Here is a 17372-nt window from a genome sequence, read left to right on the forward strand (position 1 = left end):
AACTCCTGCCTCCACGCCGGCAACGGACCAACCCCCGCGTCATCAAGCGCAAAATGTCGAACTGGCCGCTCAAACGAACACCAAAAAAACCTAAGTAAACGGCATTGGGGCTAAAGGGCATCAGTGGTTGCCGGGTCAGCTGCGGGGGAGCGGGGCGGCAGGTGCCGGTACAGGGTGGTGCGTTTCAGCCCGGTCTTGGCGGTGATCTCTTTCATGGAGAAGCCTTTGTCCCGCAGGAGGGCGGCGTGTTCGAGTTTGTCGGCATCGACCACCGAAGGCCGTCCCGTGCGCCGCCCGTTGGCGGTCGCCACCGCCCGGGCGTGGGAGGCGCGTTCGGCCGCGTAGGTCCGTTCCATCTCTGCGAAGAGTGCCAGCAGGACAACCGCCAGCTGTGCCATGGGACTGTCCGGGTTGGACGTGTCGATCGGCAGGGGATCAGCCAGCGTCCGAACGCCTACGCCGCGCTCTTTCAGTTCGTGGACCAGGTTCAGGGTGTCCCGCACTGTGCGTCCCAGCCGGTCCAGCGTGTGGACGACGAGCACGTCACCGGCCCTGGCGTGTCGCAGTGCGTCCTGAAGCCCCGCGCGATCCGTGGTGGCGCCGGACTTCTTATCCGAGAAGACGGTCTCGATGCCGGCGACAGCCAAGGCATCCAACTGCCTGGCGAGGTCCTGCTTCGCCGTTGATACACGCGCGTAACCGATTTCCATGCCTGAACCGCACCGAAAGTTATCCCTGTGACAGGTGATTGTGGCGCGTGTTTTGGAACAACATACGGGATACTCGGGTTACGCGGCACTCCGACGATCCAGTCCGTCGGCGAGTGTCCCACGGGGTGTGTCCCAGTTCCAAGGAACCGAGACGTCTCTCAGGATTTTGCGCAGGACCCGACGCCTAGTCCTACTCAGCGATGTCCTCCGCCCACAGGTCCAGGTTGTGGTCCTGGAAGGTGCGCATCATGTCCACGCAGCGTTGGTCATCCAGGACCACCACCTCAACGCCACGTGATCGCAGAAGCGCGAATTCGCCATCGAACGTGCGCGCCTCACCCACCACCACGCGCGGGATTTTGAACTGGATGATGGTTCCGGTGCACATGGCACACGGGGCGAGGGTGGTGTAGAGCGTGGTGTCCCGGTAGCTCTTCTGCCGGCCGGCTGCGCGAAGTGCCGACATTTCGCCGTGCGCGATCGGATCGCCGTTTTGGACTCGTTCGTTGTGTCCGCTCGCGATAACCACTCCGTCACGGGCTAGCGCTGCTCCGATGGGGATACCGCCTTCACTGAGGCTCTTTTGGGCGGCTTGGTAGGCGGCTTCGAAGGCGTGGTCGGGGACTGCTTGCGGTTTCTGAGTGGCGGTTTGGTGTTGTTCGTCGGTCATGCGGTCATTTTCGCATGCGGCTATTTTGTCCTCACTAATAGCTTGGCTTCTGCTATGCATCCATGAGCGGATGCTCACCGAGTGTCCCGGTTCTAAGGTTGTGGCACGTAGCAACCCCATTGTGCTGCTCAATAACCATGTTCAGTAATGGAGCGGGTTATTCACCGAATAAACCACCGCACCGGGCGACGGTTTCAATGCATACTTGCGGAGCTCTGTTGCGCGCCAGGGCCTTTCCGTTCTTCAGGTCTGCACCTACGGTTGGGCGCGCAGCCGCCGCAACTCGGCGTTCATGGCCCTGCGTACGGTCGCCCGGCTTTGAGGGTTGCGCAGCAGTTTCTGACGCGTAGCTGATGCCCCGGTGTCCGTCGTCCGAATCCAGTCGTGGAACTCCTCAACACCGTCGTGCCCGCGCTCGGCGCACCACTCTGCTGCTAGGTCAGCTTCCTCGAATTCCCCGGTTGTCTGTTCGTTGTACGTCATCGTTGGCACGACCACGCGGCTGTTGTGGTGCACCCACCGCTGGAGCAGGAGATTCACGCCGTGCTGGGAAAGGATGGCCACCCGTTCGCGGCCGCCAATGTCGGCACGCGTCACCAATGCCAGGTCGGTGAATTTGGCGGCGTAGTGCTGTCCGTCCAGGAAGAGGTCAGGCAAGGGCATCTGCCTGATAGATTCTTTTGCCCAGTTGCTCCGTGTCCCCTGGACCTGGGAGATTTGGGCGACCAGGACGGGGTCAACCAGCTCAACACCGCCCACGCGGAGGGCGCAGGGATGCTGAACAATGATGAATGCCGCCGCCGGCTCATTCTGCTCGGACGGGTCAGCGGCGGCGAAAACGTCGCCGGTGAAGACCGGGCGGTTATTGTCAACGTCTTCGCCGCGCGCGTAGTACAGGTCATCTATGGATGCGGGGGTTTCCGGCTGGTTCGTGCTCACAGGCAATTATCTCTGTTTCAGACGCTTGGCCTGGGTCGGATGGACAGCTCGCCGTCTTCAGCAGTGAACGTCTCAAAGTTTTCATCAACATAGTGCTGCCTCCAATCGGCATCGAACTTGTCCAGAACCGTGACTGGGTCGGCTTCGTGGTTACTGACCCAGTCCAGGAGTAGATCGGTTTTGCCGGCGGCGTATAGGTCGATGGGCGTAACGGCAACCCGGTCCTCGATTGGCATCTCGAACCAAGATGCCGGGTCCGACACAAGGTGTTCAACAGTGATCATTTCAATCACTGCGATCAGACGAGTAAGGCGCAACCGGTTCTCGCCCGTGATCCGCTCTCCCCGACGCCATTTCTGGACGGCCGGGACACTGACATGAATCATTCGGGCAATATCGCGCCATGCAAAGCCCAGCGACGAAACATGTTCCAGAAGTTCATTCGGAGCCTTCTTCCCCCACTCCTGCATAAGCCGGTTGAGGGCACTGACGCGGAGTTGGTGATGCAGGTCCTTCGTAGAGGAATGCAAGTCCCCGGCTTGATGCCGAATCACGGCAGCATCGCCGTGTAGATCCCGGCGTGGCGCACTCGACGTCTGGTCAATGACAGGAAGAAATGATTTACCGCCAGTGGCAGAGCCGCCGGGAAGAAGATCAGATGACATTGCGGAACACCTCGTTTCTAAGCTTTTCCGAAACCAACGATTCAAAAACGTCCTTGATCGGGCCGTGGAGACGCGTGCACGCACCTATCACGTCGTCAACATCAAACTCAGGAATCATCCCTTCCGGCGCCGCCCAGGCGCCATCAATGTCGATCAGGAAAAACGGGCCGCTAAATTCCCCGGGCCTCGCCAGATTTGGACTGCCGACAACAGCCTGACCTTCACCCAGGCCATATCTCAACGTGATCGAGTCCCCTGGCGTTTGGGCGGCGAACACTGTGACCCCTTGCTGCTGGACGACCGAAAGGAACTCCGAGGAGTGCGGTGCGTCCGGCCCCAGCAGCTTGGGCGAAATCCAATCCCCCCACGCGACAGGGCCCGCCACCGGTACGCGAACCTCGTCGATGTATCTGAGGCCTACGCGCTCAATCGCATCCAGGGGATCCACATCATGGCGAACCCGCACAGCTGTTTCTACGACGTCCCGGAAGCCCGCGAAGCCTTCATAGTTCGTCGTCTCAACAGCAATGGCTTCAGTCCTGAAGGAGACCGCCGTCCGTTGGTCACGGGAAATGAACTTAGGAAAGCGCCGGACCTCCTGCGTGCCGCTTTGCACGTCAATAGTCATGACTTCCTCCCAGCGCTGGATCGGCGTCACGGCTGCAAGGCCCGCTTTAATCAAACCCAAAGCGGACGAACTTAAGGGCTCGGTTGACGGATGCCTGAGCTCAACAACGGCTAGGGCAAGAGCGGAACGTGGGTATACCTCATTGGAAGTCACTTTCTCAACATACTAGAAAAGAAACTGAGAATACAACCAAGAGGGGACGCTGCGGACCAGGCCACGCGCCCGGCGTTTCCCCTGAAAACGGTCTTGGGTCGGCGCCACCCCGCCCTCTGACCAACGGGGCCGTCCGTCGAACTCTTTCTCCGCGGGCACTTGAGAGGCGAGGTACGTCATTTCTTCTCTCTGAACGGATGGTAATCAGTTGGATCCGCGGCGAGTTTGGTGTTTAACGCATAGAGCATTTCTACGATCTCCGCACGATCATCAAGAACGGAAGTGGGCCAGCCGTACGATTTACACACTGCTTCGTCTAGGTGCTTGTGCGCTGCCCGCAGGTCAGCGAAGGCTCCCTCGTCCATTGCGTTGTAGGCTGCGGTCAATCCCGCCTGCTTTTTTCCCATGGAGACGAGTTTGCTACAGGCATTCGCTCGCTCGACGACAACGTCTCTGGCCCCCTGCTGTATCTTGTCCGAGGCGGCGGATGAAGGGTCCGGGAAGGGAAAAGTCTCGAAGGTCGATGACGGGGTATACCGCAGCCGATCCTCGAGAGTCGAACCATGTTCCCTTGTCCAGGCTTCATGTATGGACGATGTCAGCACGCCGAAGGACCAGTCATCATCACGGGCAATAAGGTTTGTCGCATCGCTGGGGCACCAACTCTTTTCGCCCCAAATGAACAGTAACCGTTTCCCGTGGCGCCCGACGGAAATAAATCGGCTCAGGTCCTCGATTGCTTGGCGCATGGCGGGACGCGCCTCGCCATGACGCCACCAGCGGTCTCTCGTGGTCTGACGTCGGTTCTTGTCGCGAACGGGCTTAACCCGCTCCCTGACGATTTTCAATGCGGCAGGATACGCCATGCAGTCTTCTAGGTCTCGCGTTCCAAAATCGATAATCCACCCCTGAGGAACCTGGGTGGGGTTATTAGCAATGTCATCGCTTCCTAGATGGCGCTTCACGACGTCCGCATAGTCAGCATCAGTCAAGCTAAGGAGCGCTGTGGCCTCCTGCTCAGTGATCAGGAATCCCTTCCCTACAGGAATACAGCCCTGAAAAGCGAGACCTGCGTTGCCGGACAAAACTGACGGCGCCTGCCGTAGGAGCCCAGCTTTTAGAGAGGATGTGATCGCCTGCGTAGGAACCTTGTCCAGTATTGGGTCAGACAGGATCGACTTCGGCTTCTTGACCCAGTTGACGATTGAGACATGAACGTTCGCTTCGCCGGGCCAAGGCTGCGAAGAGGTGGCTTCAGTGATGATCCCGCCATTGGCTACAACGAACTCCAGAGATGCCTTGCGGGCCTTGTTCTGGGTGACGGAGTTGGTAGCAACGAGGCCAGCTCGTTTACCATCTCCCAAATGATTGTTGGCTTTTCGAAACCAGTACACGCACAAGTCGACAATTCCGCACTGGAACTCTTTCTTCAGGAACTCGATGTAGTCATCCCCGTTATGGCGTCGGATGTGCTGGCTTCCTATGAAAGGCGGGTTTCCAATGATCGCGTCAACGTCAGGCCAATCCGCCTTGAGTGCATCGGCCTCGATGATGGTGTCAAGGTTGTGCAGCGGCAGCGGGTCATCGCCCTGCACGTTCATCTCTCTGGCCATCTGCGCATGACCCATCCAGATCGTGAGCCGTGCAATCTGTACGGCGAAGGGTTCAATCTCGATTCCGTACAGGTTTTCAATCGGGTAGAACTCAAGGTGCATAGACAGGGGCTTGCCTGCCGCATGCTTGAGGTCGTCGATCCGGTCTTTGAGATAGTGCTCAAGGCGGCGGATTTCTCGGTAGGCCACGTAGAGGAAGTTCCCTGATCCACAGGCCGGGTCGAGCACCTTGAACTGGCACAACTCCTTGAGGACAAGCTCAAGCTTCTTGTAATCCTGGGTGCCGTCGATCCGCTCGCGCCAAGGCTTCAGGATCGTCGGTTCCACGATCTGCATGATGTCCTGCTCATGCGTGTAGTGCGCCCCGAACTGCCTGCGGCGGTCGCCCAGGCATCCCTCGAAGAGGGAGCCAAAAATGGTCGGGTTCACGTAACGCCAGTCGTACCTCGACGCCTGCACGAGCAGATCGAGGTCAAAGCTGTTCAGCGGGACGTATGGGACTGATTCAAGAAGTCCGCCGTTCACGTAGGGGAGTCCCGCGAGGAACCCCTCACTGCGATCGATTGCATTACGGGAGTTCATTGCAGCGAGGAAGGACTGAACTTCTCTCCCGGGGATGCGCTGCTTCGCTCCCCGGGAGTCGGCAGAAAGGTCCCTGATGAGGTTGGCGAATCGGTTCTCCGGAATGAGGCCCAGGTCTTCGGCGAAGAGGGTCCATGTTGTCTGGATGATGAATCGGCGAAGGTCGTCATCCTTGAGCCCGTATTCCTCGCGGTCGTGGAAGCGGTCATACAACCGGTTGAACAGAGCGATCATGTCCGCGCTGGCGCCGACCGTGATCTTCCGGCCGGGTCCCCCGTACGTCGGAACTTTGCCGCGCCCCATCAGAAACGCCAGGGAGTCTACGAAGTCCGGCAGCTGCTCCAAGGTGAACACATCCCTGGGCGCATTGGGGAACCTGCCCGGCTCCCATACCTCGAAACGGTCGAAGGAACATAGGACTGTGAACGGGGGAGCGGCAATTTCCTCAGTTGCGCAGTACTTCCAGTATCGGAGCATCTGAGGCCGATGTTCGGCCAAGCGGACCGACTCTTTCGGTCCCTTCATCTCTACGAGAACCACTTCAGGCCAGTAGAAGTCAATGAAGCCATGTCGCTGGCCCTCGTCCAAGGGGAGATGTGACTCGTGGCTGGCGTCGAGCGTCCGGGGGTCTTCAACTCCGGTGTAAGCCTGCACAAGCTGGTTAACGAAGGTCTGGGCGCCAGCACGCTCCGTTCCCGAATAGCCACTCCAGCTGGCCACGAACGCCTTAAGAGATTCGACGATGTCGTTACGCGTGCGGTGCATCAGTTCCCCATCTAGTTGCAAGTACAACTGATTCAACCACGGAGGCCGGACGGTAGCCGTAAGCGGCTGCCACTTGGCCCGTGCGAAGGCCCATCACCGCAACCCTGCCGTGAGCACTCGTCCTGGTGCCTATAGAAGCGGCCTCATTCCTTTGGGGCTGTAGCTGGCTGTGCCGCCTCTCCGAGCCCCAGAGGACACAGTGTCCGGTGCCACCGGTTCCGCCAAAGGTCTCGAGTCGCATCGTCAGAGAGCGCCGCATCGATTCCTGGGTCCTCTTCCAATCGCCACAGCGGATCCGGTCCATCAGCAAGGGTGATTCGGGCCAATATTGCCCTCCGCACGAGATCTCTAAACCTGTCAACGGCCTTGGCAAAGGCAACACCAAACATTAGATCCTCGTAGTCGGGAAACAGTCCGCGGAGACACTTGACCACTTCCTTATGAGCCAACGAGCCCCCGTGAACCAATGTCGATCGGATGTCGTAGAGGGCAGTGATGTCGCGGAAGATCTTTGGTCCCGGATCATTTTCTGTTGCCAATTGTCAATGGCCAATAGCGCTGCCGCCCGTAGCTTGAGCCTCAGCCCCACGTCGCTTTTACTGCTGCTGCCTCCGAGCAGAATCGCCTCCATTGCGGTCGCAAGATCTACCACGGCGTCGAACACATCGTTGTTCGCATAGCTCCGGGAGAATCGGTGGACTGCCATGTCGAACGATGTAGTCACTTTTCCTTTGCGGACAACCTCCGTACTGTCGAGCATCCGGTCGAGCGAATCAAAAGCTTTCTGCTGGGCTTCCGAAAGAGTGGCCACTCGCTGCACAAACTGCGGGCCGGCGCCATCAGCGACGAATGACTTCCCTACAGGGTCGATCCTGCCAACACGCGTGGAAGGTCCGACGATTTGCCAGTGTGACTGCGTCGTCGCTCCGTAGACGAGCCGCGTCAGCAGAAGGAACCTCTCAATATCGCCTGAGAGCCGGCTCATAACCTGCTGTGGCTTGTCCTTCGTCGTTTCGCTCACCGTCACGACTGATATTGGCGGATCGTAGGCCGACGGAGGATGGTGGTCGAAGGCTCTCCTCGCCGAAGGAATCATTCCTATGACCGTTTTCAAGGGACGAGATGTGCCGGCTGGCTCGAGTTCAGGGGAAATCAGAAACCGCCCCACCTGCGCTGGGCTGCCGTCTTCGGTTGTGAGATGCGAGACAGCACGACAACAAACGAGTTCATACTCCTCAGCTTCGAGAACCGCAATGAGGTCATCGATCACGCCGTCGACGATGTTCGAATCCGGATCATACGATTCGCCAGACCTTGCGAATTCAGCGATACAAGCCTCCAGCAGGACAAAGGCGTAGTGGTTGCTGTACTCGCTCGGCCCCTCAGCCAGAGGCCGATCCAGGCGATGCGTATACAAAGCTTTGAGTACCTTCGTGAATCTCTCAAACTCAGGCAGAAACATCAGAGCCGAACCCTCGTAGTCTCGGCCCACGTGCAGGTGTGGCCGCCACCGAGGGATCGGGAGCACGTGCTCCTCGGTGAGGGCCGCGAAGGCGGCTGAGAGAAACGTGCTCGCTGCCTCTCGCAATAGCTTGGTCTTGTCCGCTGGGGATTCCTCAGTACTCACTTCGCCAGCTTACAAAATGGCTCACCCTTCAACGGTCGCTACGACGCCACCTAGAGGTTTCGAGGAAGGGTCTTCTCTCATCCCGCTGTCATTCTGAGGTATACCCCAAACAGACGTAAACCCGTTGTAGCGCGACCCCAATGAATACGTGTCAACCTGAGGTCCGAATAAAAATTTCTTGACACGTGAGCGGCAGGCTCTTAGAGTTGGCCTGACATTATTTGGGCGGATGGGAACAATGACTGGTCAAACTTTCGGTTACGTGCGGGTCAGCACATTGGACCAGAACACGATCCGGCAACTCGACGGCGAGCAGCTCGACCGGGTTTTCACCGACCAGGCATCCGGGAAAGACCAGAACCGTCCACAGCTGGAAGCCTTGATCGACTTCGCCCGCGACGGCGACACCGTCCTGGTGCATTCAATGGATCGCCTGGCCCGGAATCTCGAGGACCTCCGCGCCATCGTCCGGCGACTCAACGACAAGAAGGTGAAGGTCGTATTCGTGAAGGAAAACCTGACCTTCACCGGAGACGACACCGCGATGGCCACATTCTTGCTTTCCGTCATGGGCGCCTTCGCCGAGTTCGAACGAGCCCTGATCCGGGAACGCCAACGCGAGGGCATCACCTTGGCCAAGAAGGCCGGCGTCTACAAAGGCAGGGGCAAGATGTTGAACGCCGGGCAGGCGGCCGCGCTCATTCAGCGCGCCGCCGCTGGCGAAGCGAAAGCCTCACTCGCACGAGAATTCGGGGTCAGCCGCCAAACCGTCTACCAATACCTTCAACCAGAGCCCAAATAGAACACTGCGGTCGAATCGTGCAGGCGGGTACTGAAAATGACAAGACAGATTGGCGGGATGGGCCAACTGTAGTGAGATTGGGTCACCTTGGATGAGACAGGACAACACCCGCGGTCCCCAAAGCGGCGCCCGCCGATCGCCGGAGTGGCCCGAGCCTGACGAAATCTCCATTACCGGCGTTCGAGTGACGCTGTCCGCTATCGGACGCTCGCCTGACCTCCGGAGCATCACTTGGAGGAGCCACCATTCAGGCGTTGGAACTGACGAGGGCTTGTTTCCTCTGGGGCCAAGGACGATAGTTCTGATATGCGTGCCGGCCGGACGCCCGGCATTGGTGCGTGCAGGCGCTTTGGTCGATTGCCTGATGCTAGGAGGATCACGAAATGTCGGGTTGGAACGCCGACAATGCCGCCGGTCCCGCGGGCGCCGGAGCCGTCACAGTCCTTGATGGCTCCTCGTTTTGTCTGACTGCGTCCAACGGTGACATGCGCCCGGGGAGTCCCCATGGCGCGTTTTTTCACGATACCCGGTACATAACCGAATGGAACATCAGCGTTGATGACTCGCCGCTTGAGGCGCTTGCCGCGACGGCCTTGGAACCCTTCCGGGCCGTGTTTATAGGTAGGGTAAGCGGCCACGTCGGCAGCGCCGACACGCCGTTGCTGATAGAGCGGGAAAGGATCATTGGTGCCGGACTTACAGAAACCATCACGATCGAGAATCACCTGGCGGTGCCGAACACCTTCAGGCTAGCCCTGACCGTAAAGGCGGACTTCGCCGATCTCTTCGAGGTCAAGGATGGCAGGCCTGCCAGCCCGGGGCAGCAGGAGGTCCGGATAGAGGGCGATAGTCTCCTCCTTGAATGTCAAGGGGCAGGCCGGCGTCATGGGCTTGCCGTCCGCGCACCAGGCGCGGCTCTAGAGGCCCACAGACTCCTTTTTACTCCCACCATTCCTGCCCACGGGAACTGGACCCAGGCGTTCACTGCCACGCCCTACCTGGACGGGCAGGAGGTGATTTCCACGGCGGCATACGGCACTGGTGGAGTTTCCTCCGAGGCCCGGCAGCGCCTCTTCTCCTGGCGGATGTCCATGCCCATCCCCAATCTGGGCGACGCGTCCGTCCAAAATACGATCTTGCGCAGTCAGGAGGATCTCGGTTCACTCCGGATCTTTGATCCGGACCACCCCGACCGCATCGTGGCCGCGGCTGGCGCCCCATGGTTCATGGCCCTGTTCGGGCGTGACAGCCTGCTCTCATCCCTCATGTCCCTCCTGCTGGATCCGTCCTTGGCCCTGGGCACCCTCCAGACGCTGGCCGACCACCAAGGCAAGGAAGTGAACCCCGCCACGGAAGAAGAGCCCGGCCGGATCCTCCATGAAGTGCGTCTGGGTACCAGCACCGAGTCCGTCCTGGGCGGCCGCAGCATCTACTACGGAACCGCCGATGCCACCCCATTGTTCGTCGCAATCCTCAGCGAGCTGGGACGTTGGGGGCTGGAAACAGATGCAGTCCATGCCCTGCTGCCGGCCGCAGACCGCGCCCTGGCCTGGATCGAGAACTACGGCGACCGTGATGGCGACGGATTCGTCGAATACCAGCGGCAAACTGAGCACGGGCTGATCAACCAGGGCTGGAAAGATTCGTGGGACGGCATCAATTTCGCCGACGGCTCACTCGCTCAGGGGCCTATAGCGCTGTGCGAAGTCCAGGCATACACGTATGGGGCCTATGTCGGGCGTGCCTTGATGGCGCTGCACGACGGCGACACTGAGACCGCGGATCTCTGGACAGCCAAGGCAGTCCGCCTGAAAGAGGCGTTTAACGAACGCTTCTGGCTGCCCGACCGGGGATATTTTGCCATCGCACTGGACGGGGATAAGAAACCCGTTGATGCCCTCGCCTCCAATATGGGTCATTGCCTCTGGATGGGCATCGTGGACACAGACAAGGCAGCGCAGATAGTGGAGCACCTAATGTCACCGGAAATGTTCACCGGCTGGGGCATCCGCACTCTAGCCAGCACCATGGGCGCCTACAATCCCCTCAGTTATCACAACGGTTCCGTTTGGCCGCACGACAGCGCCCTGGTAGCTCATGGGCTGATGAGATACGGATTTATCGAAGAGGCCCAGAGAATCGCTTACGGACTCTTCGAAGCAGCCGAGCACTTCGGCGGCCGGCTTCCGGAGCTGTTCTGCGGACTGGACCGGACTAGATTTCCAGTTCCGGTACCCTATCCTGCGGCGTGCTCACCCCAGGCGTGGGCCGCAGCGGCTCCGATCCACCTGATCCGTATGCTGATGCGGTTCGACCCTGCCCTTCCCTGGAATGAGCTATGGCTGGCGCCTGAACTTCCAAGAGGGTTCGGGCAATTCCGGGTGGACAACGTGCCGTTTGCCGGTCACAGGCTCGCCATCAACATCACTCAGAACTCCGTTACGGTGGATGGGCTGCCGGAATCCATAAAACTCCGGCTCGAAGCGCGCCCCGCCCTTCGGGAACTCCTGAACCTGACCCGGACGAAATGACTGCTTCCGTACTACTGCACAAAGTAGCCTTTATGACCCTTGCGGGAATCATCGGCGGGTTCAGGTAGAGCCCGACCAACGTCATAGACCTTGTCCACGAACTGCGGATCGGTGGAGAGCTTGAACCCGTCAGTGCGGTGCGGCTTGAGTTCAAACGCCTTCCAGATCCGCCCGATCGTGGACTTCGAGGCCCGGTCCGTTCTGCCATCTTCGCCCGGGACCAGTGCGTCGCGTTCTTCGGCGTCGATTCCAGGGTCGCGACCACGACGTCCTCGACCTCCTCGGCGGTGACCGTGGCCGGCCGGCCCGGCCTGGGCTCGTCGACCATCCCGTCCAAGCGCTGTTCCAGGAACCGCCGCCGCCATTTCGCCACCGTATGCGGTTCGACCCCGCACCGGGCAGCGGCCGCCACGTTCGTCAGCCCTTCGGCGCTGGCCAAAACGATCTTCGAGCGCGTCGCCAACGCCTGGGACGACTTCGCCCGGCGGGACCACCGCACGAGGGTCGCCTGCTCCTCATCCGTCAGTTCCAGCAACGCCTTCGGCCGCCCGACATTCGCCATGCACCAACTTTACAATTAGGAAACGAATTTCAGGCGCAGGGCATTAGCACCTCCTGCGCCGACCCGGACGCACAATTCCATGACCTCGGCACCGACTACTTCACCCGCCACACCACCAACCCGGATACCAAAAAGCACAGCCACGTCCGACAACTCGAAGCCCTCGGCTACACCGTCACGCTCATACTCCCAAGGTTTGCCCTTGCGCAGAGCTCGGACGGATGAGGCATTCCGCGTCCCAGGCCGGACGGACGACAAGCCGATGGACGGATCAAAAGGGAAATCCGCCGGTGCGTGAAACGCTATCTCGCCCGACGGATCTACCGAACACTCAACGCAACAAATCCGAACCCTGCCACGCTTGACAACCATAGAAAGGGTCTGCAGCGCGGGCCCCGCGCCGTGCTGCGCTCCAAATCTCCCGGCCACGTCCAGCAAGAAATCTGGGGGCACCTCTGCTGCCATTACGCGATCCGCAGCCTGATGGCCGAGATAGCGGCCCATGCGGGCCGCTACCCGGACCGGGTTTCGTTCGTCGTAGCCCGCCGCTCGACCGGCCAGGGCGCCTTTCCCCCTCAACGCCCTGACCAGGCCGAGGCCGCCTAGCGCCAAGCGATCTGCGGGCTGGCAAGCGCCTCAATTCCGCCCGCCGAAAACGGTCAAACCCACGCGTCGTCAAACGCAAAGTCCTCAAATGGGCAGCCAAACGCGAGCACCACACCCATTGGCCACAACCCCTGCACGGGCCACAAATCCAGATTCAAGAATCTTAACTGAACGGTATTGGGCTTAGAGCGGCTACCCAACTCCGATTGAGCATTATGCCGATTGCTACCGGTTGGATATGCGTCACCGGTCAAAAGAACCTGCACACCCTGTGCCGCATGGTCACGATCGGTTTACGCTGGCGACCATGCCGAACAGATCGGTCCAAGCTACCATAACGGTCCCAAACCGGTATCAAACCTGAAGGAACGCCAGATAAGAACCAGGAAGGGCAGCATTTTCCGTGCTGCCCTTCTTGGGTTTGACGGTGGTTCCTACTGCGCCATCACCGGTTCAGCCTCCGCCGAGTTTGCCTTGGCCGGCGTCCACCGAAGATGCGTCGGCTCCTGGCTGGCGTCCTGTTCGGTGAGCAGGGAAAGGCGGGGGCGCACGGCGTCGGTGCGGGTGCTGGGCGGCTTGCGGCGTCCGGCCCGGAACGGCGGGATCCAGTCCGCTCCATCTCCCTTGTAGTCCTGTTCGGCGGCCGCGTGCAGGGTCCATTGGGGGTCGTACAGGTGCGTCCGCCCCAGAGCGACCAGGTCGCAGCGGCCGGCGAGCAGGATGGAGTTGACATCGTCGTAGGTGGAAATGGCGCCTACCGCGATGACTGCCACTCCTGCAGGGGCCGCCACCTCCTGCCGGATGCGGTCCGCGAACGGCGTTTGGTAGCTGCGTCCGAAGGCTGGTTTCTCCTCCGCCGCGATCTGTCCGGTCGAGACGTCGATACCGGCCGCTCCATGTGCGACGAAGGCCCGGGCGATCTCCACTGCGTCATCGGAGGTGTTGCCGCCCTCGATCCAGTCGGTGGCCGAGATGCGCACTGTGAGCGGTTTGTCTGCTGGCCATGCGGCACGGACGGCGTCGAAGACCTCCAACGGGAAGCGCAGCCGGTTTGCCAGGCTTCCGCCGTATTCGTCGGTGCGCTTGTTGGCCACCGGCGAGAGGAACGAGGACAGCAAATAGCCATGCGCGGCGTGGACCTCCAACAGGTCGAACCCGGCTTGGTCGGCTCGCGCAGCGGCGGCTGTAAAGTCGGCCACCACCACGTCCATCCCGGCCCGGTCCAGTTCCAGCGGTGTCTGGTTCTCGGTGCCGTAAGGCACCGCCGACGGCCCCGACACCTGCCAGTTGCCCGTTTCGAGAGGTTTGTCCATGCCGTCCCACATGAGGCGGGTAGACCCTTTGCGCCCGGAATGGCCGATTTGCGCACCGATCTTGGCGGTGGAACGGGAGTGGACGAAGTCCACAATGCCCGTCCAGCTGTCCCGTTGTCCGTCCGAGTACAGCCCGGTGCAGCCGGGCGTGATCCTGCCTTCGGCGGACACGCACACCATCTCCGTCATCACCAGGCCGGCCCCGCCGAGTGCCTTGGATCCCAGATGGACCAGGTGGAAATCCCCGGGGACGCCGTCGACCGCCGAATACATGTCCATGGGTGAGACGACGACGCGGTTCTTCAGTTCCAGGTTTCCGATCCGGTACGGCTGGAACATCGCGGGCACAACATCGGCGCTGCCCTGCAAGGCGGCGAAATCGGCCTCGACGCGTGCGGCAAACCCGGGGTCACGCAGGCGCAGGTTCTCCTGGGTGATTCGACGGCTGCGGGTGAGCAGATTGAAGGCGAAGCGGGTTGCGTCCTGGTCCTTGTACTGGCCGATCCGCTCGAACCATTCCAACGACGCCTGGGCGGCGCGCTGGGTGGATTCCACCACTGGACGTCGCTCGGCCTCGTACGCGGTCAATGCAGATTCCAGGTCGGGGTGCTCATGGAGGCATGCGGCCAGGGCCAGGGAATCCTCCATCGCCAGCTTGGTTCCGGAGCCGATGGAGAAGTGCGCGGTGTGTGCTGCGTCGCCGAGGAGCACGATGTTCCCGTACTGCCAGGTGGCGTTGCGGACGGTGGTGAAGTTCAGCCACTTCGAGTTGTTCTTCAGTACCTCGTGGCCGCCCAGCTCCTCTGCGAAGATCTCGCGGATCTTGGCGATGGCTTTCTCGTCCGATGCGCCGGGCGGAAAAACGTCCCCGGCAGTCTCATCGAAGCCCGCGGCATGCCAGACTTCCTCGCTCATCTCCACGATGAACGTCGAACCCTGGTCCGAGTAGGGGTACCCATGGATTTGCATGGTGCCCCAGGTGGTGTCCTTGACGAAGAACTTGAAGGCCTCGAAAACCTGGTCGGTGCCCAACCACATGAACTTGTTCGGGCGCGGGTCCAGGGCCGGCTTAAATGTTTCGGCGTACTTGGCCCGGATTTGGGAGTTGATGCCATCGGAGGCCAAGACCATGTCGTAGCCAGCCGCCAGTTCTTCCACCGGGGGGGCCACGGTGGAGAACCGCAGGTCGACGCCGAGCTCGGCACAGCGGCGCTGCAGGAGTTCGAGCAGTTCCTTCCGGCTCATGGCGGCGAATCCCTGGCCGCCGACGGTCATGGTCTCGCCCTTGAAGTGGATGTCGATGTCGGACCACCGGGCGAATCGCCGGCTCATGTAGTCGGCGATGGCCGGATCGGCGTTGCCGATTCCGCCAAGCGTCTCATCAGAGAAGACGACGCCGAACCCGAAGGTGTCGCTGGCCGCGTTGCGTTCCCACAGGGTGATCTGGTGGGCGGGGTCGAGTTGCTTCATGAGGGCCGCGAAGTAGAGTCCCCCGGGGCCGCCGCCGACGATTGCGATTTTCATGGTTGGTCTCCTTAGGCGTTGGACGGCGTTGCGTCGGCCAGTTGATGGGTTTCGTCCCGGACACGGTCGCGCAGTTTGAAGTGCTGCAATTTTCCGCTGGGATTGCGCGGCAGTTCATCGACGAACTGGATGTCGCGCGGGTATTTGTAGGGGGCTATCGCCTGTTTGACGAAGTCCTGGATTTCCTTGCGCTTGGCCTCATCCCCGCTCACGCCCTCACGCAGCACGACGAAGGCGCAGACGATGGAGCCGCGCTCTTCGTCAGGACGGGCCACGACGGCGTTCTCGACGACGTCGGGGTGCTGGTCGATCGCGGCCTCCACCTCAGGGGCGCCGATGTTGTACCCGGAGGAGACGATCATGTTGTCCGAGCGTGCCTGGTAGTGGAAGTACCCCTCGTCGTCTCGCAGGAAGGTGTCGCCGGTGACGTTCCAGCCGTTGCACACATAGTTGGCCTGGCGTGAATCGTCCAGATACCGGCACCCCGTCGGGCCGATCACGGCGAGCCGGCCCACCTGGTTTGGTCCGAGTTCGTTGCCGTCGTCGTCCAGGATGGTGGCCCGGAAGCCGGGGACCGCTTTACCGGTGGCACCGGGACGGATATCCTCCCCTGCTGCGGAGACAAACACGTGCAACATTTCGGTCGAGCCAATGCCGTTGACCAGGCGGACACCGGTGGCCGCGTATACCGCTTCCCAGACGTCCTTTGGCAGGTGCTCCCCGGCCGAGACGGCGATGCGCAGGCGGCTGAGCAGGTCCCCCCGCCCCTCCTTGAGAATGGCCCGGTAGGCGGTGGGGGCGGTGAGCAGGATGGTGGCCCCGGCGGCGGCGGCCAATTCGGCCAGTTCCACCGGCCCGGCGCGCTCTGTCAACAACGCCGAGGCACCAAAGCGGAGGGGAAAGACCACCAGTCCGCCGAGCCCGAAGGTGAACGCCAACGGCGGAGAGCCGGCAAAAACATCGTCAGCCGTGGGGTGGAGGATGTGGCGGGCGAACGTGTCGGCATTGGCCAGGATGTCCCGGTGGAAGTGCATGGTCACCTTGGGCACCCCGGTGGTTCCCGACGTCGGCCCCAGCAGTGCGACGTCGTCGGCGGCCGTGTCCACGTTGATGAACTCGCCGCTCTTGGCGGCGCAACGGGACACCAGGTCCGCATCGTCCTCGCTCCCGTAGGCCACGACGGCCGCGCTGCCGGCCGCCGCCACCAGTTCGCCGATGAACCGGTGGTCGGAGATGGCGACGACGGGTTTGGTCAGCTCCATCGTTGTGGCCACCTCGCCGGCGCGAAGCATCGGCATGGTGGTGACGACGACGGCGCCAGCCTTCAGCACGCCCAGCCAACAGGCCACCAGCCAGGGGTTGTTGGGCCCACGCAACAGAACCCTGTTTCCGGGCACCACGCCCAGATCTTCGGTGAGCACCTGCGCCACCTGGTTGGCCCGGTGCAGGAGGTCTCCATAGGTCCAGACGGTCCCGTCCGGGGAGTGCAGGGCGATGCGGTCCGGGCCGAATGTTTTGGTGCTGTCGTCGATGAGGACCGCGGCCGCGTTCAGCCGGTCCGGGTACTGTACGTCCGGGATGGTGAACTCGATGGTCGGCCAGCTCTCGATGGGCGGGAGATGGTCCCGGGTGTAGGTGTCCACATGGGCCGAATATGACGTCATTGCCAATCCTTTCGATGT

At 61.1% G+C, this 17372-nt stretch carries 11 protein-coding genes and 2 pseudogenes; 3 read left to right on the forward strand and 10 right to left on the reverse strand.

What is annotated here, in order from left to right:
- Positions 1-110: 110 nt before the first annotated feature.
- The 7 genes from ACQCSZ_RS25925 to ACQCSZ_RS25955 form a co-directional block, all read right to left on the reverse strand.
- Entirely contained in the window at positions 111-710 is a 600-nt protein-coding gene (locus tag ACQCSZ_RS25925; protein ID WP_427008698.1) for a recombinase family protein, read from the reverse strand.
- Positions 711-900: 190 nt separating this feature from the next.
- The gene (locus tag ACQCSZ_RS25930; protein ID WP_427008699.1) at positions 901-1380 is read right to left on the reverse strand and encodes a nucleoside deaminase; all 480 of its coding nucleotides are present in this window, start codon (positions 1378-1380) and stop codon (positions 901-903) included.
- Positions 1381-1635: 255 nt separating this feature from the next.
- The gene (locus ACQCSZ_RS25935; RefSeq protein WP_427008700.1) at positions 1636-2319 is read right to left on the reverse strand and encodes a hypothetical protein; all 684 of its coding nucleotides are present in this window, start codon (positions 2317-2319) and stop codon (positions 1636-1638) included.
- A 17-nt stretch (positions 2320-2336) separates the two neighbouring features.
- On the reverse strand, positions 2337-2984 hold the full coding sequence (locus ACQCSZ_RS25940) for a hypothetical protein (RefSeq protein ID WP_427008701.1): 648 nt from the start codon (positions 2982-2984) through the stop codon (positions 2337-2339).
- Positions 2974-3765, reverse strand: coding sequence for a TIGR04255 family protein (locus ACQCSZ_RS25945; protein ID WP_427008702.1), 792 nt, complete (start codon positions 3763-3765; stop codon positions 2974-2976). Before ACQCSZ_RS25945 ends, ACQCSZ_RS25940 begins: the two co-directional genes overlap by 11 nt.
- Positions 3766-3941: 176 nt before the next feature.
- Entirely contained in the window at positions 3942-6725 is a 2784-nt protein-coding gene (locus ACQCSZ_RS25950; protein WP_427008703.1) for a class I SAM-dependent DNA methyltransferase, read from the reverse strand.
- 388 nt (positions 6726-7113) lie between these two features.
- On the reverse strand, positions 7114-8352 hold the full coding sequence (locus ACQCSZ_RS25955; protein WP_427008704.1) for a hypothetical protein: 1239 nt from the start codon (positions 8350-8352) through the stop codon (positions 7114-7116).
- A 238-nt stretch (positions 8353-8590) separates the two neighbouring features.
- On the opposite strand from ACQCSZ_RS25955, the gene ACQCSZ_RS25960 reads away from it, so the two are divergent.
- A complete protein-coding gene (locus tag ACQCSZ_RS25960) occupies positions 8591-9154 on the forward strand; it encodes a recombinase family protein (RefSeq protein WP_427008803.1) in 564 nt (187 codons plus the stop codon).
- Positions 9155-9537: 383 nt separating this feature from the next.
- Positions 9538-11685 carry a glycogen debranching N-terminal domain-containing protein gene (locus ACQCSZ_RS25965; protein ID WP_427008705.1) on the forward strand — a complete coding sequence of 716 codons (2148 nt, stop codon included), beginning with the start codon at positions 9538-9540 and terminating at the stop codon, positions 11683-11685.
- A 52-nt stretch (positions 11686-11737) separates the two neighbouring features.
- Here ACQCSZ_RS25965 and ACQCSZ_RS25970 read toward each other — a convergent pair.
- Positions 11738-12247: pseudogene (locus ACQCSZ_RS25970) on the reverse strand (IS630 family transposase); the annotation flags it as partial.
- 384 nt (positions 12248-12631) lie between these two features.
- Between ACQCSZ_RS25970 and ACQCSZ_RS25975 the strand changes: the two are divergent.
- Positions 12632-12853 (forward strand): annotated as a pseudogene (locus ACQCSZ_RS25975) (hypothetical protein); the annotation flags it as partial.
- Between the two features lie 434 nt (positions 12854-13287).
- On the opposite strand, the gene ACQCSZ_RS25980 reads toward ACQCSZ_RS25975, so the two are convergent.
- Complete coding sequence (locus ACQCSZ_RS25980) at positions 13288-15690, reverse strand: bifunctional salicylyl-CoA 5-hydroxylase/oxidoreductase (protein WP_427008706.1); 2403 nt, start codon at positions 15688-15690, stop codon at positions 13288-13290.
- Between the two features lie 11 nt (positions 15691-15701).
- Positions 15702-17354 carry an AMP-binding protein gene (locus ACQCSZ_RS25985; RefSeq protein ID WP_427008707.1) on the reverse strand — a complete coding sequence of 551 codons (1653 nt, stop codon included), beginning with the start codon at positions 17352-17354 and terminating at the stop codon, positions 15702-15704.
- Positions 17355-17372: the final 18 nt, after the last annotated feature.

The sequence above is a fragment of the Pseudarthrobacter sp. H2 genome, from assembly GCF_050157045.1.
Taxonomy (GTDB): Bacteria; Actinomycetota; Actinomycetes; order Actinomycetales; family Micrococcaceae; genus Arthrobacter.

Bases quoted from the DNA above. Each gene is read 5' to 3' on its own strand.
- ACQCSZ_RS25950 (WP_427008703.1), bottom strand. From the start codon at position 6,725: ATGCACCGCACGCGTAACGACATCGTCGAATCTCTTAAGGCGTTCGTG.
- ACQCSZ_RS25980 (WP_427008706.1), bottom strand. From the start codon at position 15,690: ATGAAAATCGCAATCGTCGGCGGCGGCCCCGGGGGACTCTACTTCGCG.
- ACQCSZ_RS25925 (WP_427008698.1), bottom strand. From the start codon at position 710: ATGGAAATCGGTTACGCGCGTGTATCAACGGCGAAGCAGGACCTCGCC.
- ACQCSZ_RS25960 (WP_427008803.1), top strand. From the start codon at position 8,591: ATGACTGGTCAAACTTTCGGTTACGTGCGGGTCAGCACATTGGACCAG.
- ACQCSZ_RS25940 (WP_427008701.1), bottom strand. From the start codon at position 2,984: ATGTCATCTGATCTTCTTCCCGGCGGCTCTGCCACTGGCGGTAAATCA.
- ACQCSZ_RS25985 (WP_427008707.1), bottom strand. From the start codon at position 17,354: ATGACGTCATATTCGGCCCATGTGGACACCTACACCCGGGACCATCTC.
- ACQCSZ_RS25965 (WP_427008705.1), top strand. From the start codon at position 9,538: ATGTCGGGTTGGAACGCCGACAATGCCGCCGGTCCCGCGGGCGCCGGA.
- ACQCSZ_RS25930 (WP_427008699.1), bottom strand. From the start codon at position 1,380: ATGACCGACGAACAACACCAAACCGCCACTCAGAAACCGCAAGCAGTC.